The organism is Flavobacterium chilense, assembly GCF_001602525.1.
Lineage (GTDB): Bacteria > Bacteroidota > Bacteroidia > Flavobacteriales > Flavobacteriaceae > Flavobacterium > Flavobacterium chilense.
Map to the genome: position 1 here is coordinate 167,402 of NZ_LSYT01000008.1, position 21,506 is coordinate 188,907.

Here is a 21,506-nt window from a genome sequence, read left to right on the forward strand (position 1 = left end):
ATTGATTAAAATATAGAGCTTTTTTTATGGTTGATGATCTGCCGGAGCAAATCAGGATACCATTGAATTAAATAATTTCTAAAGTCTTAGCCTTATTTACTAAGTCAACTAAATTAGTAACATTTAATTTAGTCAATAATCTTAATTTGTAAGTACTGATCGTTTTCTCGTTCAGATTTAAGATTTTAGAAATCTCATTGTTTTTCTTACCATCACTTAAGTAACGTAAAACCTCAATTTCGCGATTTGAAAGTTTTCTGTACAAACGTTCGCTTTTGCTTTGTTTAGCAATAAGGGCCATGTTTTTACGCACAGTTTCGTTGATGATAATTTTTCCTTCTTGTACTTTAATAATAGAAAGACCTAAAGTTTCAAGTTTTTCTGTTTTGTGTACATACCCGGAAACTCCTGCTTTAATCGCGTTCGGCGCGTACATTTGTTCAGCGAGGTCACTAAAAATTACAATTTTTGTTTTTGGGAAATTTTTCAGGATCGATTTCACCTCAAAGATACTTGAAAGACCTTCTAGCTCTAAATCCAGAATTAGAATGTCGATCTCCTTCGTTTGAAGAATATCTCTAACCATTGAAAAATTGCCTACGTTGGCAACAATTGAAATTTGGTCGTGGTCTTTAAAATAAGACTTTACGCCAAAGTGAGTCACAGGATGATTGTCTGCAAGACATACTTTAATCATAATTTTACCTTTTTTAGAATTGTTCATGTTTTTGGAACTGTAAAATTAATAAATAAATTCTGTAATTAATTGCGGACAAATGTTAAAAAAATTATTTTAACGTTTTTGGGATCTCACAAACGGGTATTGGGTCCATTTTATGCTTGTTGTTGGTGTTTAAACGTTTATAAATTTCAAAGACAGATTTTTCTCTCCCATTAAAGTCAGATGCCGTATTTCCTGACTCCGCGGCCAACATTGCCCATTCGAGTTCATCATAACTTGCTCCCAGTTGATCCTCATCAGTACGATTGTCACCAAATAATCCATCAGTTGGAGCAGCTGTTAAAATTGATTCCGGAATTGTTAAAAATTGTCCAAGAGCATAAACATCAGACTTCATTAAGTCAGCAATTGGACTTAAATCGACCCCGCCGTCTCCATATTTGGTGTAAAAACCTACTCCAAAATCTTCTACCTTATTCCCAGTCCCTGCAACTAATAAGCCGTGAATTCCAGCTAAATAGTATAAAGATGTCATTCTGAGGCGTGCACGGGTGTTTGCCAATGATAAATTAACTTTTGTTGAATCTTTTGATGTTGGCACGGCGCTCTTAAATGCTTCAAAAGTGTCAGTTAAATCAGTTTCTACACTTAAAACATTCGGAAAACGTTTCTTTAATTGTTCAATATGTTCTCTTCCTCTTGAAACTTGATTTTCGGCCTGGTGAATTGGCATTTCAACACATAAAACAGTTAAACCGGTTTGTGCACATAATGTAGAAGTAACAGCAGAATCAACTCCGCCTGAAATTCCAATTACAAAACCGTTTGCTTTTGCATTGTTAGCATAATTTTTTAGCCACTCCACAATATGAGTGTTTACTTTTTCTGTCTGAATAGTACTTTTTTTAGCCATAATAATTCAAGTTTTAAGATACAGGGATGTATATTTGCACAAATATTTTTAAGCGTATGTAAGCTTAAATTAGTGCAACACAAATCTAATTAAAATAAAATGAAAATTTATCGCTTTGTAGTGGTTCTGTGCTTGTTTTTTTTGTCTTGTGATCAAAAAACTAAGGTCGAAAAAGCAGTCGAAGAAATCCCTGTTGATATTAAAGTAGAACGTTTTGATAAGGTGTTTTTTGAAACCAAACCAGAGGATTTGGCCAAGATAAAAAAACAATATCCATTCTTTTTTCCGGCAGGTACTAATGATGATGTCTGGCTGAAAAGAATGCAGGAACCTATCTGGAGAGAAGTATATGCTGAAGTTCAAAAAAAGTACGGCAATTTTGAACCAGTTCGTCAGGAATTCAATACCCTTTTTCAGCATGTTAAATATTATTTTCCAAAAACCAAAACGCCTAAAGTGATTACGCTTATAGGAGAAATGGATTATAATGCCAAGGCAATTTATGCAGACAGTCTGGTTATTGTATCGTTAGAATTGTACTTGGGAAAAGATCATAAGTTTTATGAATTTCCAAATTACCTGAAACAGAATTTTGAAGAAAAACAAATCATGCCGGATGTGGTTTCCAGTTTTACTTATAGAAATATTCCTGTTTCTCCGGATAAAAACCTGGTTTCTCAGATGGTTTTTGCAGGAAAACAATTGTATGCCAAAGATCTTCTTTTGCCAGCCTATACTGATGCTGAAAAAATAGGGTATACTTCGGAGCAAATAAAATGGTGCGAGGAGAATGAAGCATATATGTGGCGTTTCTTTATCGAAAACGAAATGCTGTATAGCGAAGATCCTAAGTTAACAACCCGTTTTATGACACCGGCTCCTTTCTCTAAATTTTATTTAGAAATAGATAATGATACGCCGGGCAGAGTTGGAGCCTGGATTGGCTGGCAGATGGTACGATCGTATATGAAAAATAATAACGTAACTTTGCCGGAATTATTAAAAACAGATGCAAAGGTAATCTTTGAAAAATCAAAATATAAACCTAAGAAATAATGTCAAATACAATAAACTCAGAAATTAAATTCAATATAGAATTAGATGAAAACCGTGTTCCTGAAAAATTAACATGGAGCGCTCAGGATGGTGGTGTACAGGCCGAAGAAGCAAAAGCAATTATGTTGTCGATTTGGGATAGTAAAGCTCAGGAAACAATGCGTATTGATTTGTGGACAAAAGATATGCCGGTAGATGAGATGAAGATTTTCTTTCACCAAACTTTAGTGGCAATGTCAGATACTTTTAAACGTGCAACAGATGATGAAAAAATGTCTGATACTATGAAAGATTTCTGTGATTACTTTGCGGAGAAACTAGAGCTAACGAAGTAAAAGAATTTTAAAATAAAAAATCCCAAATTCCAGTTGTAAGGCTTGGAATTTGGGATTTTTTATGAGTTTTATTTTGAGAATTTAAAATTCACTATTGTTTTTAAAAACTTCCTGATTTACTTCATCAATATAATTCAGGACTTCTTCTTTTCCGGTTGATTCTGTTGATGAGGTTACAAAATACTGAGGCATTTCTTCCCAGTTGTTGGCAAACATTTGTTTTTTATATGCAGCAATATGTGAGTCAATTTTTGTTTTACTAATCTTATCTGCTTTAGTAAAAATAATACAAAACGGAATCTCGCTTTCTCCCATATACGACATAAATTCAATGTCTATATTTTGGGCCTCATGGCGAATATCAATCAAAACAAAAGCACAAACCAGTTGCTCTCTGGTTTCAAAATAATCTGTGATAAATTGCTGGAAAACCGATTTTGTTTTTTTAGAAACTTTGGCATAACCATAACCCGGTAAATCGACCAAAAACCAATTGTTGTTAATCTTGAAATGATTAATTAATTGTGTTTTTCCCGGTCTTCCTGAAGTTTTGGCCAGATTTTTATGATTGGTAAGCATGTTAATCAAAGACGACTTACCTACGTTTGATCTTCCGATAAAAGCATATTCTGGCAAAAGATCTTTTGGACATTTTGAAACTTCAGAATTGCTAATAATGAATTCGGCAGTAGTAATTTTCATGTTTTTTGGTTTTAAAACCTCCTTAAAATCGAAAGTTAAGTGCTATAAATTCTTTTTAATGAGCCATTCTTCAAGAATCGTGTTGAATTCCTGAGGATGTTCCATCATAGCAGCATGTCCACATTTGTCTATCCAATACAAAGTTGAATTAGGCAATAATTTATCAAATTCTTCAGCAACATTTGGAGGAGTTACGGCGTCATTTTTACCCCAAATGATACAGGTTTCTACTGTCATTTTAGGTAAATCTTTGGCCATATTATGACGAATTGCACTCTTGGCAATCGTTAAAGTTTTGATCAGTTTGATGCGGTCATTGGCAGTTGCATAGACTTCATCTATTAATTCAGGGGTAGCAATTTTTGGATCATAAAATACATCTTCAGCTTTCTTTTTGATGTATTCGTAATCGCCTCTTCTTGGGTAGCTGTCTCCCATAGAGCTTTCGTAAAGACCTGAGCTTCCTGTAATTACAAGTCCGGCTACTTTTTCTGGATACAATTTAGTATGATACAATGCGATGTGTCCTCCTAATGAATTTCCTAGTAAAATAACCTTATCAAAACCTTTGAAAGTAATGAAATCTTTAACGTATTTAGCGAAACTTTTTACGTTCGTTTTTAAAATGCTTTGGGTGTATATTGGCAAATCCGGAATAACAACTTTATATCCTTTCGTTGGGAAATATTGTGCTACACCATCAAAGTTACTAAGCCCTCCCATTAAGCCATGTAAAATAACGATAGGAGTTCCTTCTCCAGCTTCATAATAGCTGTATTTGCCTTCTTTTTTATAGTGTTTGTCCATTTAATTTAATGCCAATTTCAATTGGGACAAATATAGGGTTTAATAAATAAAAATGAATTTTTGCTACCGTTTTTTAACTACATAATTTTAGTAGAATTTATAACTGGCTAAAAATCAGCTTTAATGGCTGTTTTTGCTGTGTTTCTAAAATGTTAAGAAATCTGCATTATAATTAATTTTTTAAGAAATATAGTGCATATTTTTTTTGATCTCTAATCGTTATTGTCTTTTGACTAAAAATTAGCTAAAGTATTGATTGGGTATGAATTAGATTAAGTGGTAGTAAAGTGGTTAAACTTATTAACAAAGTGGTATATTGTGGTAAAATGTGGTATTTTTTTTTATATTTTTGCTGTATAACATATTAAGGTATTTTTCTTGAACACAATTGTTGGAACATATGAGTGTAAGGTCGATGCTAAAGGGAGGTTAATGATGCCTGCGCCTTTAAAAAAGCAATTGGCTTCCTCTCTTCAGAACGGATTCGTTTTGAAGCGCTCAGTTTTTCAGCCTTGTTTAGAGTTGTATCCAATGGAAGAGTGGGACTTGATGATGCAAAAAATCAACAAGCTGAATCGATTTGTAAAAAAGAACAATGATTTCATTCGAAGATTTACTGCTGGTGTAAAAGTGGTAGAAATTGATGCATTAGGAAGATTGTTGGTTCCAAAGGATTTGGTTGCTTTTTCAAGTATTTCTAAAGATGTGGTTTTTTCATCTGCGGTTAATATTGTGGAGATTTGGGATAAAGATTTATATGAAAAATCAATTAGCGGCGAAGATATGGATTTTGCGGATCTGGCCGAAGAAGTAATGGGAAATATTAATGACGACGACAATGGAATATCATAATCCGGTTTTGCTTCATCCTACAGTTGATGGTTTAAATATTAAACCAGACGGCATTTATGTAGATGTTACGTTTGGTGGCGGTGGTCATTCAAAAGAAATTCTGAAACGATTAGGGCCAAACGGAAAACTGTTTGCTTTTGATCAGGACGAAGATGCGCTGGCAAATGCCTTGCCGGATGAAAGGTTTACCTTAATTAATGAGAATTTTAGATTTATAAAAAGATTTCTTCGTTTTCATGGTGTAAAAAGTGTTGACGGGATTTTGGCAGATTTAGGAGTTTCTTCCCATCAGTTTGATGTTCCGGAAAGAGGTTTTTCAACCCGATTCGACGCCGGACTGGATATGCGGATGAGTCAGAAAAATGATTTAAATGCTTATCGGGTGGTTAACGAATATGAAGAACAGGATTTACGTCGTGTTTTTTTTGATTATGGGGAGTTGAAGAATGCGCCGGTTTTAGCAAGAACAATTGTAGAAGCAAGAGAACATTATCCAATCAAAACGACAGATGAGCTGAAAGATGTTTTGGCAAAATATTTACCGGAAAGAGTTAAAAACAAAATATTGGCTCAGATCTATCAGGCGATTCGTATCGAGGTAAATCAGGAAATGGATGTTTTAAAAGAGTTTATTGAACAGTCTTTAGAAATTTTAAAACCAGGGGGAAGATTTTCGGTAATATCATACCATTCTTTAGAAGACAGACTGGTAAAAAGATTTATTAAAAACGGAATGTTTGAAGGAGAGCCCGAACGTGATTTTTATGGAAACTTTTCAGTTCCTTATAAAACCATCGGAAAATTAATTGTTCCTGATGATGCTGAGATCAAAATCAACAACAGGGCAAGAAGCGCAAAATTAAGAATTGCAGAGAAGATATAATATATAGGTAGGAAAAAATGAAAAGTGGAGTATTTGGAATATTAAAAGCAAGATTCTTGATCAATGATGATGCAGTAAAAAACTGGAGATTCATTGTTTTTATAATCCTGCTTGCGATTCTGATGATTGCAAATACACAGCGATACGAGCAAAAGGTTTTTGAAATTGCAAAGCTGAATAATGAAGTGAAAGAATTGAGATCAGAATTTGTAGATCGACGTTCAGAATTAATGAAATTGAAGATGGAGTCAACTATATCGGATAAAATGCTTGAAAAACAAATATTTCCGTCAACAGTTCCTCCTGTGAAAATAGAAGTTCAAAAAGAAGAAGAAAAAAGTTTCTTTAAAAGAATATGGCAGTAGACGATAAAAATATATCCTACAGAATTTACCTCGTAGCAGTTTTCATCTTTGTGATGGCAATTGCTATTGTTGTTAAGTTAACCAATATTCAATGGGTTGAAGGAGATCATTACAGAAAACTGGCAAAACAGCGTACCGTTAGAAATTTTGTAATTCCGGCAAACAAAGGAAACATCTATTCTGCTGACGGAAGTTTACTGGCAACCTCAATTCCTAATTATGAAATTAGATTTGATGCCAAAGCGCCAAAAACAGAAACTTTTGAAAAATATGTAAAGTCATTATCAGATTCTCTGGCAACGGTTTTGGATAAATCAGGAAGTTATTTCGAAAAGGAATTAAGAAAAGCAAGGGCGAATAAAAACCGTTACTATTTGATTGCCCGTAATCTGAGTTATACAGAGTATGTAAAAATAAAAGGATTTCCTTTGTTCAATCTGGGAGCTTTTAAAGGCGGAATAATCATTGAGCAGGAAACAGTTAGAAAACATCCGATAGGAAAAATTGCAGAAAGAACAATAGGTTATGATCGTATAGATCCGGCAACCGGAGTTGAAGTAGGTAAAGGAATTGAATGGGCTTTTAAAAAATACCTGAACGGAAAAGACGGTAAAATTCTAAAACAAAAAATTGCAAAAGGACAATGGAAGCCTATACGCGATGTCAATGAAGTTGATCCGCTGGATGGTTTTGATGTGATTTCTACAATAGATGTTTTTATTCAGGATATTGCGCACCATGCTTTATTGAAGCAATTAGAAGATTATCAGGCAGATCACGGTTGTGTAGTGGTTATGGAGACAGAAACGGGTCATGTAAAAGCAATTTCGAATTTAGGAAGAGCAGAAGATGGTTCATATTATGAAACTACGAATTATGCAATTGCTGAATCTCACGAGCCGGGATCTACTTTTAAATTGGTCGATTTAATGGCTATTTTAGAAGATAAAGTGGCAGATACAAGTACTGTTTATGACAGTCATGGTGGAGAAGTGAGGTATTACGGACGTGCAGTTCGTGATTCGCACAGAGGTGGTTACGGGAAAATTTCATTAGCACGTGGTTTTGAACTTTCATCAAATACAGTAATGGTTCAGGCAGTTTATGATAATTACAAAAGCAATCCGTCAAAATTTGTAAATCACATTAATAGCTATGGATTAAATAAGACATTAGGATTGCATTTTCAAGGAGAAGGAAGACCGTATATTCCACAACCCGGAGACAAACATTGGTCAGGAGTTTCATTGCCCTGGATGGCTTTTGGTTACGGAGTTTCGGTGACACCAATGCAAACGCTGGCTTTTTACAATTCAGTTGCCAATAATGGTGTAATGGTAAAACCACAATTTGTTTCTGAAATTAAAGAGTGGAACAAAACCATCAAGAAGTTCGATGTCGAGGTTTTAAATCCGAAAGTATGTTCAGAGGAAACAATAAAAAAAATAAAAGCAGTATTGCTTAATGTGGTTAAAAAAGGAACAGGATCTAAGTTGTATTCGAAAGATTTTTCGATGGCTGGTAAAACAGGAACAGCACAGGTAAATTATGGTGGTAAAGAAGGGAAATCGGCATTGTATTATGCATCTTCTTTTGTGGGATATTTTCCGGCAGATCATCCAAAATATTCTTGTATTGTAGTAGTACATAAGCCCAATACATCTAAAAATAATTATTACGGAGCAGATGTTGCGGGGCCGGTTTTTAAACGAATTGCCCAAAAAATATTTACAGATGCACCATCCACAAATAAGATTAAAAAACTGGATTCCAAAATTCCAAAACAAGACAGCAGTTATGATAAATATACTGCCGAAGCAAATAAAAAACTAAATCAGATTCCTGATTTAAAAGGAATGCCTGGAATGGATGCCATCGCTTTGCTGGAGAACTTAGGTTTAAAAGTAAAAGTAAACGGAGTAGGAAAAGTAAAAAAACAGTCTTTACAGGCTGGAGAAAGTATTAGTAAAAACGCAATCATAGTATTAGAATTATCGTGAAAATACTGAAAGACATATTATATAAAGTAGCTATTGAGTCTGTAACAGGTTCGACAGAAATCGATATACATAAAATTGATTTTGATTCAAGAAAAATTGAAGAAAAAGATGTTTTTGTTGCCATTCGCGGTTCGCTTTCTGATGGTCATGATTATATAGAAAAAGCAATTCAATTGGGTGCTGTTGCAGTTATTTGCGATACATTACCGGAGAATGTTGAAAAAGGAATTACTTATATTCAGGTAAAAGATACGAATACAGCATTGGCTTTTATGGCGGCTAATTATTTTGGAAATCCTTCTGAAAAATTAAAATTAGTTGGCGTAACCGGAACAAACGGAAAAACAACAATTGCATCATTATTATTTCAATTGCTTGAGAAAGCACGTTTTAAAGTTGGTTTATTGTCAACTGTAAAAATAATGGTAGATCAGATAGAATATAAAGCAACACATACAACTCCGGATTCCATTACCATAAATCATTATCTGAATGAAATGGTTGAAAATGGTGTTACACATTGCTTTATGGAAGTGAGTTCACACGGAATTCATCAAAAACGAACTGAAGCTTTGCATTTTGTAGGCGGAATTTTTACAAACCTTTCGCACGATCATTTAGATTATCATCCAACATTTGCAGAATACAGAGATGTAAAAAAGTCATTTTTTGATTCGTTGCCTAAAACAGCTTTCGCATTATCAAACATTGATGATAAAAATGGAACTGTGATGTTACAAAATACAGTTGCGAGAAAATTGACATATGCTTTAAAATCTTACGCTGATTTCAGAGCACAAATTTTAGAGAGTCAATTATCAGGATTATTGTTAAAAGTAAATGATAATGAAGTTTGGGTAAAACTAATCGGAACTTTTAATGCTTACAACGTTTTGGCTATTTATGGAACTGCTGTAGAGTTAGGGATGGATAGTCTAGAAGCGTTGCGTTTACTGTCTGATTTAGAGAGTGTTTCAGGTCGTTTTCAATATATCGTTTCAGAGGGAAGCATTACGGCAATTGTAGATTATGCACACACGCCGGATGCATTAGATAATGTTTTGAAAACGATTAATGATATCCGTACTAAAAACGAGCAATTGATTACAGTTGTGGGTTGTGGAGGAAACAGAGATAAAACAAAAAGACCTGTAATGGCTAAAATTGCAACAGATCTAAGTGATAAAGCAATTTTAACATCTGACAACCCAAGAAACGAAGATCCTGAAGTGATTTTGGACGAAATGGAAAAAGGTGTTGAAGGTCATAATTATAAAAAAGTACTGAGAATTACAGATAGAAAACAAGCAATAAAAACAGCTTGTCAGCTAGCTCAGCCAAACGATATTATCCTAATTGCCGGAAAAGGACATGAGACCTATCAGGAAATAAATGGAGTTCGTCATCATTTTGATGATATGGAAACAGTAAAAGAAATTTTAGATCAGCTAAAAAAATAATTAATAATTTTTAAGTTCAAATACCACTGAAATGATTGGAATTTGGAATTTCAAAATTGGAATTTAAAAAATAACGGAATATGCTATACTATTTATTTGAGTATTTAGACAAAACACTTGATATACCGGGAACAGGAGTGTTTCAGTATATCACATTCAGATCGGCGTTGGCCTTTATGCTTTCGTTGCTTTTATCAACAATTTACGGAAAAAGGATAATAAACTTTTTGCGTAAGCAGCAAGTTGGTGAAACCGTTCGTGAATTAGGTCTTGCAGGTCAAAATGAAAAAGCAGGAACTCCAACAATGGGTGGACTGATTATTATTTTTGCAACGCTGGTGCCGGTTTTGTTATTTGCCCGTTTACATAATATTTATATCGTATTGCTTATTGTTACAACACTTTGGATGGGGACAATTGGTTTTGTAGATGATTATATTAAAATATTCAAAAAAGACAAACAAGGGCTTAAAGGAATTTTTAAAGTTATCGGACAAGTTGGTCTGGGAATTATAGTTGGAGCAGTTCTTTATTTTAACCCTGCTGTAACAGTGAGAACAGATACTGGAAGAACAGATATATATAGAGCAGCAAGCAATAATACAACTGTTGTTTTGCCGGCACCGGTTGAAGAAAAATCAACGGCAACAACAATTCCTTTCGTAAAAAATAATGAATTTGATTATGCTGAAGTTTTATCATTTTTAGGAGATGGATATGAAAAATGGGCTTGGTTAGTCTTTATTCCAGTTGTGATCTTTATTATCACAGCAGTTTCAAACGGAGCAAATTTAACTGACGGAATCGACGGACTTGCGGCCGGAACATCGGCAATATCGGTCCTCGCGCTCGGTATATTTACGTTTCTTTCAGGAAATATCATATTCTCTAATTATTTGAATATTATGTATATCCCCAATTCGGGAGAAATGACCGTTTTTATATCTGCTTTTGTGGGAGCTTTGATTGGGTTTCTGTGGTACAACTCTTTTCCTGCTTCTGTTTTTATGGGAGATACAGGAAGTTTAACTATAGGTGGAATTATTGCGGTTTTGGCAATTGCAGTTCGTAAAGAAATATTGATCGTTTTGTTCTGCGGTATTTTCCTTGCAGAAAGTGCATCAGTAATCATTCAGGTGGCTTACTTTAAATATACAAAAAGACGTTTTGGCGAAGGCCGAAGAATTTTCCTGATGTCACCATTGCATCATCATTATCAAAAGAAAGGGTATCATGAAAGTAAAATTGTAACCCGATTCTGGATTGTTGCAATCATGTTGGCTATATTATCAATCATTACTTTAAAACTAAGATAGTTTCAATTAAAGATTGAGAATTAAAAATTAAAATATTACACGTTCTTAAAAAAAATGAAAGAAAATCTTATTCAGAGTAAATCATTTGATTTTGCGGTTAGAATTGTCAATTTATATAAGTATTTGACAGAAACCAAAAAAGAATTTGTTCTGAGTAAACAAGTTTTAAGGTCAGGAACTTCGATAGGAGCAAATGTTGAAGAATCAATTGGCGGGCGTTCTGATAAGGAGTTTTTATTTAAACTTGAGATTTCATATAAAGAAGCAAGAGAAACCATTTATTGGTTGAAATTATTAAAAGCAACTGATTATATCTCTACAAGTAAGTTTGACAGCATTTATGATGAAGCAGGTGAAATTTGTAGAATATTAGCGAAAATTATAATAACCCTAAAAGGAAAATAGGAATTCAATTAAAAACCCAGAGTGTTTTTTAATTTTTAATTCTCAATTTTTAATTATCAAGTGTATGAGATTAGTTGTTTTAGGAGGAGGAGAAAGTGGCGTAGGTACCGCTATCCTCGGAAAGAAAAAAGGATACGATGTATTTGTATCTGATTTTGGAAAGATAAAAGAGAGTTACAAAGAGGTTCTTATTATTAATAAAATTGCCTGGGAAGAAGAACAGCATACCGAAGACCTGATTTTGAATGCCGATGTGGTAATGAAAAGTCCGGGAATTCCAGAGAAATCTCCCATTGTACAAAAGCTGATTGGAGCAGGAATAAAAGTAATTTCGGAAATAGAATTTGCCAAACCTTTCACAGAAGCACTAACAATTGGTATTACAGGTAGTAATGGTAAAACAACTACAACAATGCTAACACACCACCTGTTAAAATCAGCAGGATTGAATGTGGGATTAGGAGGGAATATCGGAAAAAGTTTTGCCTGGCAGGTTGCTGAAAATAAATACGATGCATATGTTTTAGAGCTTAGTAGTTTTCAGTTGGACGGAATCATAGAATACAGACCTGATATAGCTATTATAACCAATATTAGTCCGGATCATTTAGACCGATATGAATATAAATATCAAAAATATATTGATTCAAAGTTTAGAATAACAATGAATCAGACCGAAAGCGATTATCTTATTTATGATGCAGACGATGAGGCAAGCGCAGAATGGTTAAAAAATAACACAACAAAAGCAAAATTAATTCCTTTTTCATTGACGAAAAAGTTTGATGAAGGGGCTTCTATAAATAACAACAAAATGGAAATAAAGATCAACCAAGAAGAGTTTACAATGGAAACAGAATACATTGCGTTAGAAGGAAAACATAATATGAAAAACGCAATGGCAGCAAGCTCTGTAGCGAAATTGATGCAAATTAGAAATGCAACAATACGCGAAAGTTTATCAAATTTTCAAGGTGTTGAACACCGTTTAGAAAAAGTACTGAAAATTCAGAATGTACAATATATCAACGATTCAAAAGCAACAAATGTAAACGCTACTTTCTTCGCTTTGGATAGTATGAATGTTCCAACAGTATGGATTGTTGGAGGTGTTGACAAAGGAAATGATTACAATGAACTAATGTCATTAGTTCGTGAAAAAGTAAAAGCCATTATCTGTCTTGGAGTTGATAATCATAAAATTATTAATGCTTTTGGAAATGTTGTTGATATTATGGTCGAAGTAAACAACATGAACGATGCTGTAAAAACAGCACAACGTTTAACAGAAAAAGGTGATGCGGTTTTACTATCTCCTGCCTGCGCAAGTTTCGATTTGTTCGAAAACTACGAAGACAGAGGAAAGCAGTTTAAGCAAGCGGTACACAACTTGTAAAAAAGTTTCATGTTTCAGGTTTCAAGTTCGACACCTGAAACGTGAAACCCGAAACAAAAGAAACTTGAAACAAAACAACAATGAAGGAGTTAGTTAACAAACTAAAAGGAGATAGAGTAATATGGTCATTCGTGGCTTTATTGGCGTTGTTTTCGTTTATGCCTGTTTTTAGTGCGAGTAGTAATTTGGCATACATTGGTCACGGAACCGGAAATACATTAGGGTATTTAGTGAAACATTTGGCTCACGTTTGTATTGGTTTCCTGATTATTTATTGGGTGCACCGGGTGCCATATCATTATTTTAGAGCGATTTCAAAAATAGCATTACCAATTGTGTGGTTTTTATTGCTCTATACTTTGTTGAAAGGAACAGTAATTGCCGGAGCAAATGCAAGTCGTTGGATTCAGGTGCCTTTTATTGGTATTACGTTTCAAACATCGACTTTGGCGGCTAGTATATTGTTCATATTTGTTGCAAGATATTTATCTAAAACCAAAGAAGAAAACGAACCGTTTCAGGTCTCATTAATACAGCTTTGGCTGCCGGTATTTATAACACTGGCGCTTATTTTGCCAGCAAACTTTTCGACTACAGCGTTGATTTTTTCAATGGTAATTATGTTGACGTTTATTGGTAAATATCCATTAAAGTATATTGGATTTATTATAGGATCAGGAATAGCAATGTTAGCGTTCTTTCTTTTAGTGGCAAAAGCATTTCCGGAATCAAGGTTCTTTAGCAGGGTTGGAACATGGGGAAGTCGTATAGAGAACTTTACCACAGACAAACCGGATGAAGATGATTACCAGATTGAAAAAGCGAAAATTGCAATTGCATCAGGAAGATTAGGAGGTTTAGGACCGGGAAAAAGTGTTCAGAAAAACTTTTTACCACAATCCTCTTCTGATTTTATTTATGCCATTATTGTAGAAGAATACGGTTTAGTTGGAGGAGTAGCAATATTGGTTTTATACCTCTTGCTATTGTTCAGATTTGTGATAGCCTCGCATAAAGCTAATACATTATTTGGGAAGTTAGTCGTCGTTGGGCTCGGATTTCCGATGATATTTCAGGCAATGATCAATATGGCTGTTGCTGTCGAATTGTTGCCGGTAACAGGACAAACACTTCCGCTGATTAGTAGTGGGGGTAGTTCGATTTGGATGACTTGTTTCTCTCTTGGGATTATTATTAGCGTGACTAAAAAAGAAGAAGAAATTGCCGAAGAGCAGGAAGAAAAAGAAAGACGAAGAGAAGCATTGCAGCGATTAATAGATAAAGAGCTAGCAGAAGAAGATTTGCCCGCAGACGAAGTATATGAAGAAGAAGGGATGTATTCTATAGAGGATAATTCCAGAAATCCAATGAATGCAGTATTAAATAAATAAGAAGGTTGAAAAACAGTATAGTTTTTAAAGCGTTATAACTTTTAAAAATATGACAAAGTATAAATTCATACTAAGTGGTGGTGGAACGGGAGGACATATTTATCCTGCAATTGCGATTGCAAACGAATTAAAATTACAATTCCCTGATGCAGAATTTCTTTTTGTAGGTGCCAAAGATAAAATGGAAATGCAAAAAGTGCCTCAGGCAGGTTACGAAATAAAAGGTCTTTGGATTGCCGGTTTACAAAGAAAACTGACTTTACAAAATATGATGTTTCCGTTAAAACTGGCAACAAGTTTGCTAGAGTCAAGACGAATCATCAAGCAATTTAAGCCAAACGTGGTAATAGGAACAGGTGGTTTTGCCAGCGGACCTTTATTGCAGGCAGCAGGAGGAGCGGGAATTCCAACTGTAGTTCAGGAACAAAATTCATTTCCGGGAATTACAAATAAGTTATTGAGTAAAAAGGCTAGTGTGATTTGTGTAGCCTATGAAAATCTCGAACGATTTTTTCCAAAAGAAAAGATTGTTTTAACCGGAAATCCGGTTCGTCAGGATTTAATAGATATAGATAGCAAGCGGGATGAAGCGATTGCATTTTATGGTTTAGATCCTAATAAAAAAACACTGTTGGTTCTTGGTGGGAGTTTAGGTGCCAGAAGAGTGAACCAGTTAATCGAAAAAGAACTGCAAAATATAGTGTCACAAGATGTACAGGTGATCTGGCAATGCGGAAAATTATATTTTGAAGATTATAAAAAGCACAATCAGCAAAATGTTAGAGTAGTTGATTTTATTGAAAGAATGGATTTTGTTTACGCTGCAGCAGATATGATTATTTCACGGGCAGGTGCATCGTCAGTTTCGGAATTATGTATTGTAGGGAAACCAGTAATTTTTATTCCGTCACCAAATGTTGCCGAAGACCATCAGACGAAAAATGCTCAGGCTATTGTAGATGAAAAAGGAGCTATTTTATTGAGAGAATCAGAATTAGACAGTCAGTTTAGTATTGTTTTTGAAGCTTTGTTAAAAGACGAAGGAAAACAAAAGCAATTGAGTGCAAACATAAAAAAACTGGCCATGCCAAATGCGACCAAAGACATTGTAAGTCAGATCGTAAAGTTGTTATAATGTAATTTTTAGTTAAAATTATACAACATCAGATAAAAAAGAGAACACTATTTTAGGCATTTTTGATCCCTAAAACAGTAAAAAATATAAAGGTTTGGTTATTAGCTTTTTAATAAATTTAAAGAACTGTAACGGGCTCAAAAACAAATAGAAATGAATTTAGATCAAATACAAAACGTTTATTTTATTGGTATTGGAGGTATCGGAATGAGTGCCCTGGCCCGCTATTTTAAAAACATAGGGAAACAGGTTTCTGGTTACGATAAAACACCATCAATGCTAACAAGTGAGTTGATTGAAAGCGGTATTGATATTCATTTTGAAGATAATATTAGTTTAATTCCGGGTGATTATTATGTAGAGAATACATTAGTCATTTTTACTCCTGCGGTTCCTGCGTCACATTCAGAGTGGAATTATTTTATTGAAAGACAATACGTAATTAAAAAGCGTGCCGAAGTTTTAGGAATTATAACGCAGGGGACTTTTAGTTTTGCAGTAGCAGGAACACATGGAAAAACAACAACATCAAGTATTCTAGGACATATTTTGTATGAAAGTGGAGCTGATGTTACTGCATTTGTGGGTGGAATTGTAGAAAACTATAATTCGAATCTGATTGGAAACGGAAAAACTGTAACTGTTGTAGAAGCAGATGAATTTGATCGCTCATTTTTGCATTTGCATCCCAATATTGCCTGTGTTACCTCTATGGATGCCGATCATTTGGATATCTATGGAACAAGTGATGCAATTGAAGCTTCGTTTGTAGAATTTGCATCGAAAGTAGAAGATAAAAATCATCTTTTTGTAACAAAAGAATTGCCACTTGAAGGGGTGCAATGTGCTATCAATGAAGATGCTGTATATAAAGCGTTCAATGTTCGCATAGAAGACGGAAGTTATGTTTTTGATGTGCAGACGCCATCAGAAATTATGAAGGACCTGCATTTTGGATTGCCTGGAAGACACAATCTTATGAATGGATTAATGGCTATTGCTATGGCGAAAACTTTCGGCACCCCGACCGGGTCTATTGCAAAAGCCATTGCTTCATTCAACGGAATCAGAAGACGTTTTTCATATCAGATTAAGTCAGATAAGTTAGTTTATATTGATGATTATGCACATCATCCAACAGAAATAAATGCAGTACATCAGGCAGTTAGAGAATTGTACCCGGGACGTAAGGTACTGGCAATTTTTCAGCCGCATTTGTTCAGCAGAACACGGGATTTTGCAGATGGTTTTGCCGAAAGTTTATCTCAGTTTGATGAAGTTTTTTTAATGGATATTTACCCGGCACGTGAGTTACCGATGGAAGGAATTACATCAGAGTGGCTGTTAGGTAAAATGACAAACCCGAACAGGAAAATTGTTGCAAAAAATGATTTATTAGCGGAAATCAAAGCCAGTGATGCGCCAATAATTGTAACAATAGGAGCTGGTGATATTGGTGAAATGGTACCATCAATCAAAAAAATGCTAAATGAAAATATTTAATTGGATAAATATTCGATTAGTGCTCATTTTAGGGCTTGTAATTTTTTTATATTCTTTCGCCCAACATCGAAACGGAGATAGAAAACTGAAAAAATCTATGGTCGTTTTTGTAGGGGAAAATACGCTTTTTGTGAAGCCGGAAACGGTTAATAAATTGTTGATAGAAAATAAAAGAGACGCTTCCAGTATTAGAAAAGATGAGTTAGATTTGAATAAGATAGAGAAAACCCTCGATACGCAAGACATGATTGAAAAGTCAGACGTTTTTGTAAGTATCGATGGCGTTCTAAAAGCAGTAGTAAAACAGAAGACACCAATAGCGCGAGTTTATGATGGTGATCGCTCTTTTTATATTGACTATGAGGGAAATAAAATGCCTTTGTCAGACAATTTTACTGCACGGGTTCCGCTTGTTTCAGGGACAATAAATGAAAAAAATAACGAAGATTTAGCTGCTTTATTTCGCACAATTTACGACGATGCGTTTTTGAGAAAAAACATCATTGCGATACAAATTATGCCTAATGGCAGCCTAAAAATGTTTAATAGAAATTATAATTACTTCATTGATTTTGGCAGAACGATGAATGTTGATAAGAAATTTAGAAACTATAAAGCGTTTTTTCAAAAAGCTGTTTTAGATAGTACGTTATATAAATACAATAAAATTGACCTTAGGTTTACGGAACAAGTAGTTTGCACAAAATAATAGAAAATGGAAAAAGATAACATTGCAGTAGGTCTAGATATTGGAACGACAAAAATTGTTGCCATGATCGGCAAGAAGAATGAGTATGGTAAGTTGGAAATTTTGGGTATTGGAAAATCCAAAAGTTTGGGAGTTGCACGAGGAGTGGTAAACAACATTACGCAAACAATTCAATCGATTCAGCAAGCAATACTTGAGGCAGAAAATAATTCAGGTTATAAAATTAAAGATGTCGTTGTTGGAATCGCAGGACAACACATCAGAAGTATACAGCATACAGATTACATCAGCCGTAATAATCCTGAGGAAGTAATTGGTGAAAAAGATATTCAGCTTTTAATTGATCAGGTAAATAAACTGGCCATGTTACCGGGTGAAGAAATTATTCACGTTTTGCCACAGGAATTTAAAATCGACGGGCAATCTGAAATTAAAGAGCCAATCGGAATGTACGGCGGAAGATTAGAATCTAGTTTTCACGTTGTAGTTGGGCAGGCTTCATCCATCAGAAATGTTGGAAGATGTATTCAGAGTTCAGGAATCGAATTGTCAGGATTAACATTAGAGCCTTTAGCTTCTGCAGATGCAGTTTTAAGTCAGGAAGAAAAAGAAGCTGGAGTTGCATTGATCGATATTGGAGGCGGAACAACAGACTTAGCCATTTTTAAAGATGGAATTATTCGTCATACAGCAGTTATTCCTTTTGGAGGAAATGTAATTACAGATGATATTAAAGAAGGCTGTTCGATTATCGAAAAACAAGCAGAGCTTTTAAAAATAAAATTCGGATCAGCCTGGCCGGGAGAAAATAAAGACAACGAGATTGTTTCTATCCCTGGTTTAAGAGGAAGAGAGCCAAAAGAGATTTCATTAAAAAATCTTTCTAAAATTATTCACGCCCGTGTGGTGGAAATTGTAGAACAGGTTTTTGCTGAAATTAAAGCTTACGGACACGAAGATCCTCGTAAAAAATTAATTGCCGGAATCGTTCTTACAGGTGGTGGGGCTCAGCTAAAACACATTAAACAATTAGTAGAGTACATTACAGGTATGGATACCAGAATTGGATATCCAAACGAGCATTTAGCAGGAAATTCAAGCGAAGAAATTTCAAGCCCGTTATTTGCAACTGCTGTTGGATTAGTAATGAACAGTATCGAAAATAGCACACAAAGTGCTGTAAGAATGGAAATTGTAAATGAACAGCCAAAAGTAGTATACAGAAATGTTCCGGTTCAGCCACAGCAACCGGTACAACAGCGATACGAAGTTGAAGAAAACTACGTTGAAAGAGTAGAAACTGTTGAAGAAACAAGAGAAGTTAGAAATAATAACTCTAAAGAAGAATCTACCGAAACAAAAATAAGAAGATCATTTTTTGACCGATATGTCGATAAAATCAAAGATTTTTTAGACAACGCAGAATAAGATAATAAGAGAAAAGGAATTACTATTGGCCCCAAGTCAAGAAGTAAAAAATGTATTAAATAAGAATTTCAAAAACCAAAAAGATGATGAGCAACTCAGAATTTGGAAGCATTTCATTTGATTTACCAAAAAACCAATCAAATGTAATCAAAGTAATAGGTGTAGGTGGAGGAGGTAGTAATGCTATCAACCATATGTTTAAACAAGGTATTAAAGGCGTTGATTTTATCGTTTGTAATACTGACTCACAGGCACTGCAGAACAGTTCGGTACCTAACAAAATTCAGTTAGGGGTTAATTTAACAGAAGGTCTTGGAGCAGGAGCAAATCCTGATGTAGGACAACAATCTGCTATTGAAAGTATTGCCGATATCGAGAAAATGTTAGATCGTGGTACCAAAATGGTATTCATTACAGCTGGTATGGGTGGTGGAACCGGTACTGGTGCAGCTCCGGTAATTGCGCAATTGGCAAAAGAAAGAGAGATCTTAACTGTTGGTATCGTAACAATCCCTTTTCAGTTTGAAGGAAAGGTACGTCAGGAGCAGGCGCTTTTAGGAATCGAAAAATTGCGTAAGCAGGTAGATTCGTTAATTGTAATCAATAATAATAAGTTAAGAGAAGTATACGGAAATCTTGGTTTTAAAGCAGGATTCTCTAAAGCGGACGAAGTTTTGGCAACAGCCTCAAGAGGTATTGCTGAAGTTATTACGCACCACTATACTCAAAATATCGATTTACGTGATGCTAAAACTGTTTTGTCAAACAGTGGAACAGCAATCATGGGATCTTCTGTTGCCGCAGGTGAAAACAGAGCCAAAGACGCTATCATTTCGGCATTAGATTCTCCATTGTTAAATGACAACAAAATTACAGGAGCCAAAAACGTATTGTTGCTTATCGTTTCTGGATCAAATGAAATTACATTGGATGAAATTGGAGAAATCAATGATCACATTCAGGCAGAAGCAGGTTACAATGCCAATATTATCATGGGAGTTGGTGAAGACGAAACTCTTGGTGAGGCAATTGCCGTAACTATTATTGCGACTGGTTTTGATGTTGAACAACAAAATGAAATTGTTAATACAGAACCTAAAAAAATCATTCATACATTAGAAGATGAACAAAGAAGCGTTCATAATCTAACCAATAAACCAGTTACATCTTTTGATCTTACAATTGATACGCCTACAGCAAAATCAGAAGAAAAGATTGTTTTTGATTTAATGGAAGATGAAGATACATTTACTCCAACAGCACATATACCAACTCCTGTTGCTCCAACGATGAATCAGGAAGAATTGGTTGTAATGTCTGAGTTTATTAAAAACCTGGATGTAACTTTTGAGATTGTTTCGCCAATTACAGATATCGATTTTACGATTTCGACTCCGGAAGTGCAAACTTTTCAGGATGTAAAACCTGTTCAGCAAAGAACTTTTGAAAGAGAAGAACAAACTACTTTTTCATTTGACTTACCGCTTTTCAGATCAGAGCCAGAAGTTAAAAAAGAACCAGTTGCAGAGCAGGAAAATAAAATTTTGTTCGAACTAACGAATGAGACCCGTAATATAAAAGTAAATGATCCAGTACAATTTGTACCGGTTACTGAACTTTCAGACAAAGGAATCATCAAATATTCGTTAGAAGAATACATGGAGGTTGAAAATGATCTGATGGCATCAAAACCTGTTGAAAAAGTGGTAGAAGAAGTAATTCCGGCGGAATTAAATATCACCATGAAACCAAAAGTTGATTTTGCCAGCGAAGCTACTTTCACAACTACTTCAGAAGTTTCTCCGATGGAATTGACAATTGAGGAAACTTTACGCCTAAGAGCAGAAGAAAGAAGAAAAAAATTAAAAGAATTTAATTATAAATTCCATAATAATGTTTCAAGAATTGATGAGCTTGAAAAAGAGCCGGCTTACAAAAGATTAGGAATCGATTTGTCAAACTCTCAGTCAGGTAACACCAATTCAAGAATTTCAGTTGGGACAGACAGCAATAATGATTTACAATTGCGTTCAAATAATTCATTTTTGCACGACAACGTAGATTAATCTTGTGATCTTAATAATTTAAGATGACCCGAAAATTGGATTTAATTTTCGGGTTATTTTTTTTATCTTCGCACAGAATTTAGAAATTTGACTTTTAAAATA

20 protein-coding genes are annotated in these 21,506 nt (G+C 34.6%); 16 read left to right on the forward strand and 4 right to left on the reverse strand.

The genetic code is table 11. From position 1 onward, the window contains the following. Positions 1-67 precede the first annotated feature (67 nt). Together A4F88_RS18570 and nadE are read right to left on the reverse strand one after the other, a co-directional pair. A complete protein-coding gene (locus tag A4F88_RS18570; RefSeq protein ID WP_057123745.1) occupies positions 68-697 on the reverse strand; it encodes a response regulator transcription factor in 630 nt (209 codons plus the stop codon). A gap of 91 nt (positions 698-788) precedes the next feature. Further along, on the reverse strand, positions 789-1,595 hold the full coding sequence (gene nadE, locus A4F88_RS18575) for an NAD(+) synthase (protein WP_068844223.1): 807 nt from the start codon (positions 1,593-1,595) through the stop codon (positions 789-791). A 99-nt stretch (positions 1,596-1,694) separates the two neighbouring features. Here nadE and gldB point away from each other — a divergent pair, with 99 nt between their 5' ends. Next, positions 1,695-2,651 carry a gliding motility lipoprotein GldB gene (gldB, locus tag A4F88_RS18580; RefSeq protein ID WP_068844225.1) on the forward strand — a complete coding sequence of 319 codons (957 nt, stop codon included), beginning with the start codon at positions 1,695-1,697 and terminating at the stop codon, positions 2,649-2,651. Continuing rightward, positions 2,651-2,986, forward strand: a complete 336-nt coding sequence (gene gldC, locus A4F88_RS18585; RefSeq protein ID WP_068844227.1) for a gliding motility protein GldC — start codon at positions 2,651-2,653, stop codon at positions 2,984-2,986. The genes gldB and gldC overlap by 1 nt, the downstream gene beginning before the upstream one ends. Before the next feature lie 81 nt (positions 2,987-3,067). Here the strand turns inward: gldC and yihA are convergent, their stop codons facing one another. Both yihA and A4F88_RS18595 read right to left on the reverse strand, forming a co-directional pair. Then, positions 3,068-3,688 (reverse strand): ribosome biogenesis GTP-binding protein YihA/YsxC, encoded by a 621-nt coding sequence (yihA, locus tag A4F88_RS18590; RefSeq protein ID WP_068844229.1) that lies wholly within the window; start codon positions 3,686-3,688, stop codon positions 3,068-3,070. Between the two features lie 42 nt (positions 3,689-3,730). After that, entirely contained in the window at positions 3,731-4,495 is a 765-nt protein-coding gene (locus A4F88_RS18595; protein ID WP_068844232.1) for an alpha/beta fold hydrolase, read from the reverse strand. 378 nt (positions 4,496-4,873) lie between these two features. Between A4F88_RS18595 and A4F88_RS18600 the strand changes: the two genes are divergently transcribed. The 14 genes from A4F88_RS18600 to ftsZ all read left to right on the forward strand — a co-directional run bounded on the left by A4F88_RS18600 (position 4,874) and on the right by ftsZ (position 21,404). Next, the gene (locus A4F88_RS18600; protein WP_029273286.1) at positions 4,874-5,347 is read left to right on the forward strand and encodes a division/cell wall cluster transcriptional repressor MraZ; all 474 of its coding nucleotides are present in this window, start codon (positions 4,874-4,876) and stop codon (positions 5,345-5,347) included. After that, a complete protein-coding gene (gene rsmH, locus A4F88_RS18605; RefSeq protein ID WP_178368493.1) occupies positions 5,322-6,230 on the forward strand; it encodes a 16S rRNA (cytosine(1402)-N(4))-methyltransferase RsmH in 909 nt (302 codons plus the stop codon). Before A4F88_RS18600 ends, rsmH begins: the two co-directional genes overlap by 26 nt. Before the next feature lie 17 nt (positions 6,231-6,247). Continuing rightward, positions 6,248-6,595: an FtsL-like putative cell division protein gene (locus A4F88_RS18610; RefSeq protein ID WP_068844234.1), complete on the forward strand. Its 348-nt coding sequence runs from the start codon at positions 6,248-6,250 to the stop codon at positions 6,593-6,595. Then, the gene (locus tag A4F88_RS18615) at positions 6,586-8,595 is read left to right on the forward strand and encodes a penicillin-binding protein (protein WP_068844236.1); all 2,010 of its coding nucleotides are present in this window, start codon (positions 6,586-6,588) and stop codon (positions 8,593-8,595) included. Before A4F88_RS18610 ends, A4F88_RS18615 begins: the two co-directional genes overlap by 10 nt. Beyond that, entirely contained in the window at positions 8,592-10,055 is a 1,464-nt protein-coding gene (locus A4F88_RS18620; RefSeq protein ID WP_068844238.1) for a UDP-N-acetylmuramoyl-L-alanyl-D-glutamate--2,6-diaminopimelate ligase, read from the forward strand. The genes A4F88_RS18615 and A4F88_RS18620 overlap by 4 nt, the downstream gene beginning before the upstream one ends. An 80-nt stretch (positions 10,056-10,135) precedes the next feature. After that, entirely contained in the window at positions 10,136-11,371 is a 1,236-nt protein-coding gene (gene mraY, locus A4F88_RS18625) for a phospho-N-acetylmuramoyl-pentapeptide-transferase (protein WP_068844240.1), read from the forward strand. A gap of 54 nt (positions 11,372-11,425) precedes the next feature. Next, complete coding sequence (locus tag A4F88_RS18630; protein ID WP_068844242.1) at positions 11,426-11,776, forward strand: four helix bundle protein; 351 nt, start codon at positions 11,426-11,428, stop codon at positions 11,774-11,776. 64 nt (positions 11,777-11,840) lie between these two features. Then, entirely contained in the window at positions 11,841-13,172 is a 1,332-nt protein-coding gene (gene murD, locus A4F88_RS18635) for a UDP-N-acetylmuramoyl-L-alanine--D-glutamate ligase (protein ID WP_068844244.1), read from the forward strand. 80 nt (positions 13,173-13,252) lie between these two features. Beyond that, a complete protein-coding gene (locus A4F88_RS18640) occupies positions 13,253-14,563 on the forward strand; it encodes an FtsW/RodA/SpoVE family cell cycle protein (RefSeq protein ID WP_068844246.1) in 1,311 nt (436 codons plus the stop codon). Between the two features lie 49 nt (positions 14,564-14,612). Then, positions 14,613-15,698, forward strand: coding sequence for an undecaprenyldiphospho-muramoylpentapeptide beta-N-acetylglucosaminyltransferase (gene murG / locus A4F88_RS18645; protein ID WP_068844248.1), 1,086 nt, complete (start codon positions 14,613-14,615; stop codon positions 15,696-15,698). A 153-nt stretch (positions 15,699-15,851) separates the two neighbouring features. Beyond that, a complete protein-coding gene (murC, locus tag A4F88_RS18650) occupies positions 15,852-17,201 on the forward strand; it encodes a UDP-N-acetylmuramate--L-alanine ligase (protein ID WP_068844250.1) in 1,350 nt (449 codons plus the stop codon). Next, entirely contained in the window at positions 17,188-17,910 is a 723-nt protein-coding gene (locus tag A4F88_RS18655; RefSeq protein WP_068844252.1) for a cell division protein FtsQ/DivIB, read from the forward strand. The genes murC and A4F88_RS18655 overlap by 14 nt, the downstream gene beginning before the upstream one ends. 6 nt (positions 17,911-17,916) lie before the next feature. Continuing rightward, on the forward strand, positions 17,917-19,338 hold the full coding sequence (ftsA, locus tag A4F88_RS18660) for a cell division protein FtsA (protein WP_068844254.1): 1,422 nt from the start codon (positions 17,917-17,919) through the stop codon (positions 19,336-19,338). 83 nt (positions 19,339-19,421) lie between these two features. After that, positions 19,422-21,404 carry a cell division protein FtsZ gene (gene ftsZ, locus A4F88_RS18665; RefSeq protein ID WP_068844255.1) on the forward strand — a complete coding sequence of 661 codons (1,983 nt, stop codon included), beginning with the start codon at positions 19,422-19,424 and terminating at the stop codon, positions 21,402-21,404. The last annotated feature ends 102 nt before the right edge of the window (positions 21,405-21,506 follow it).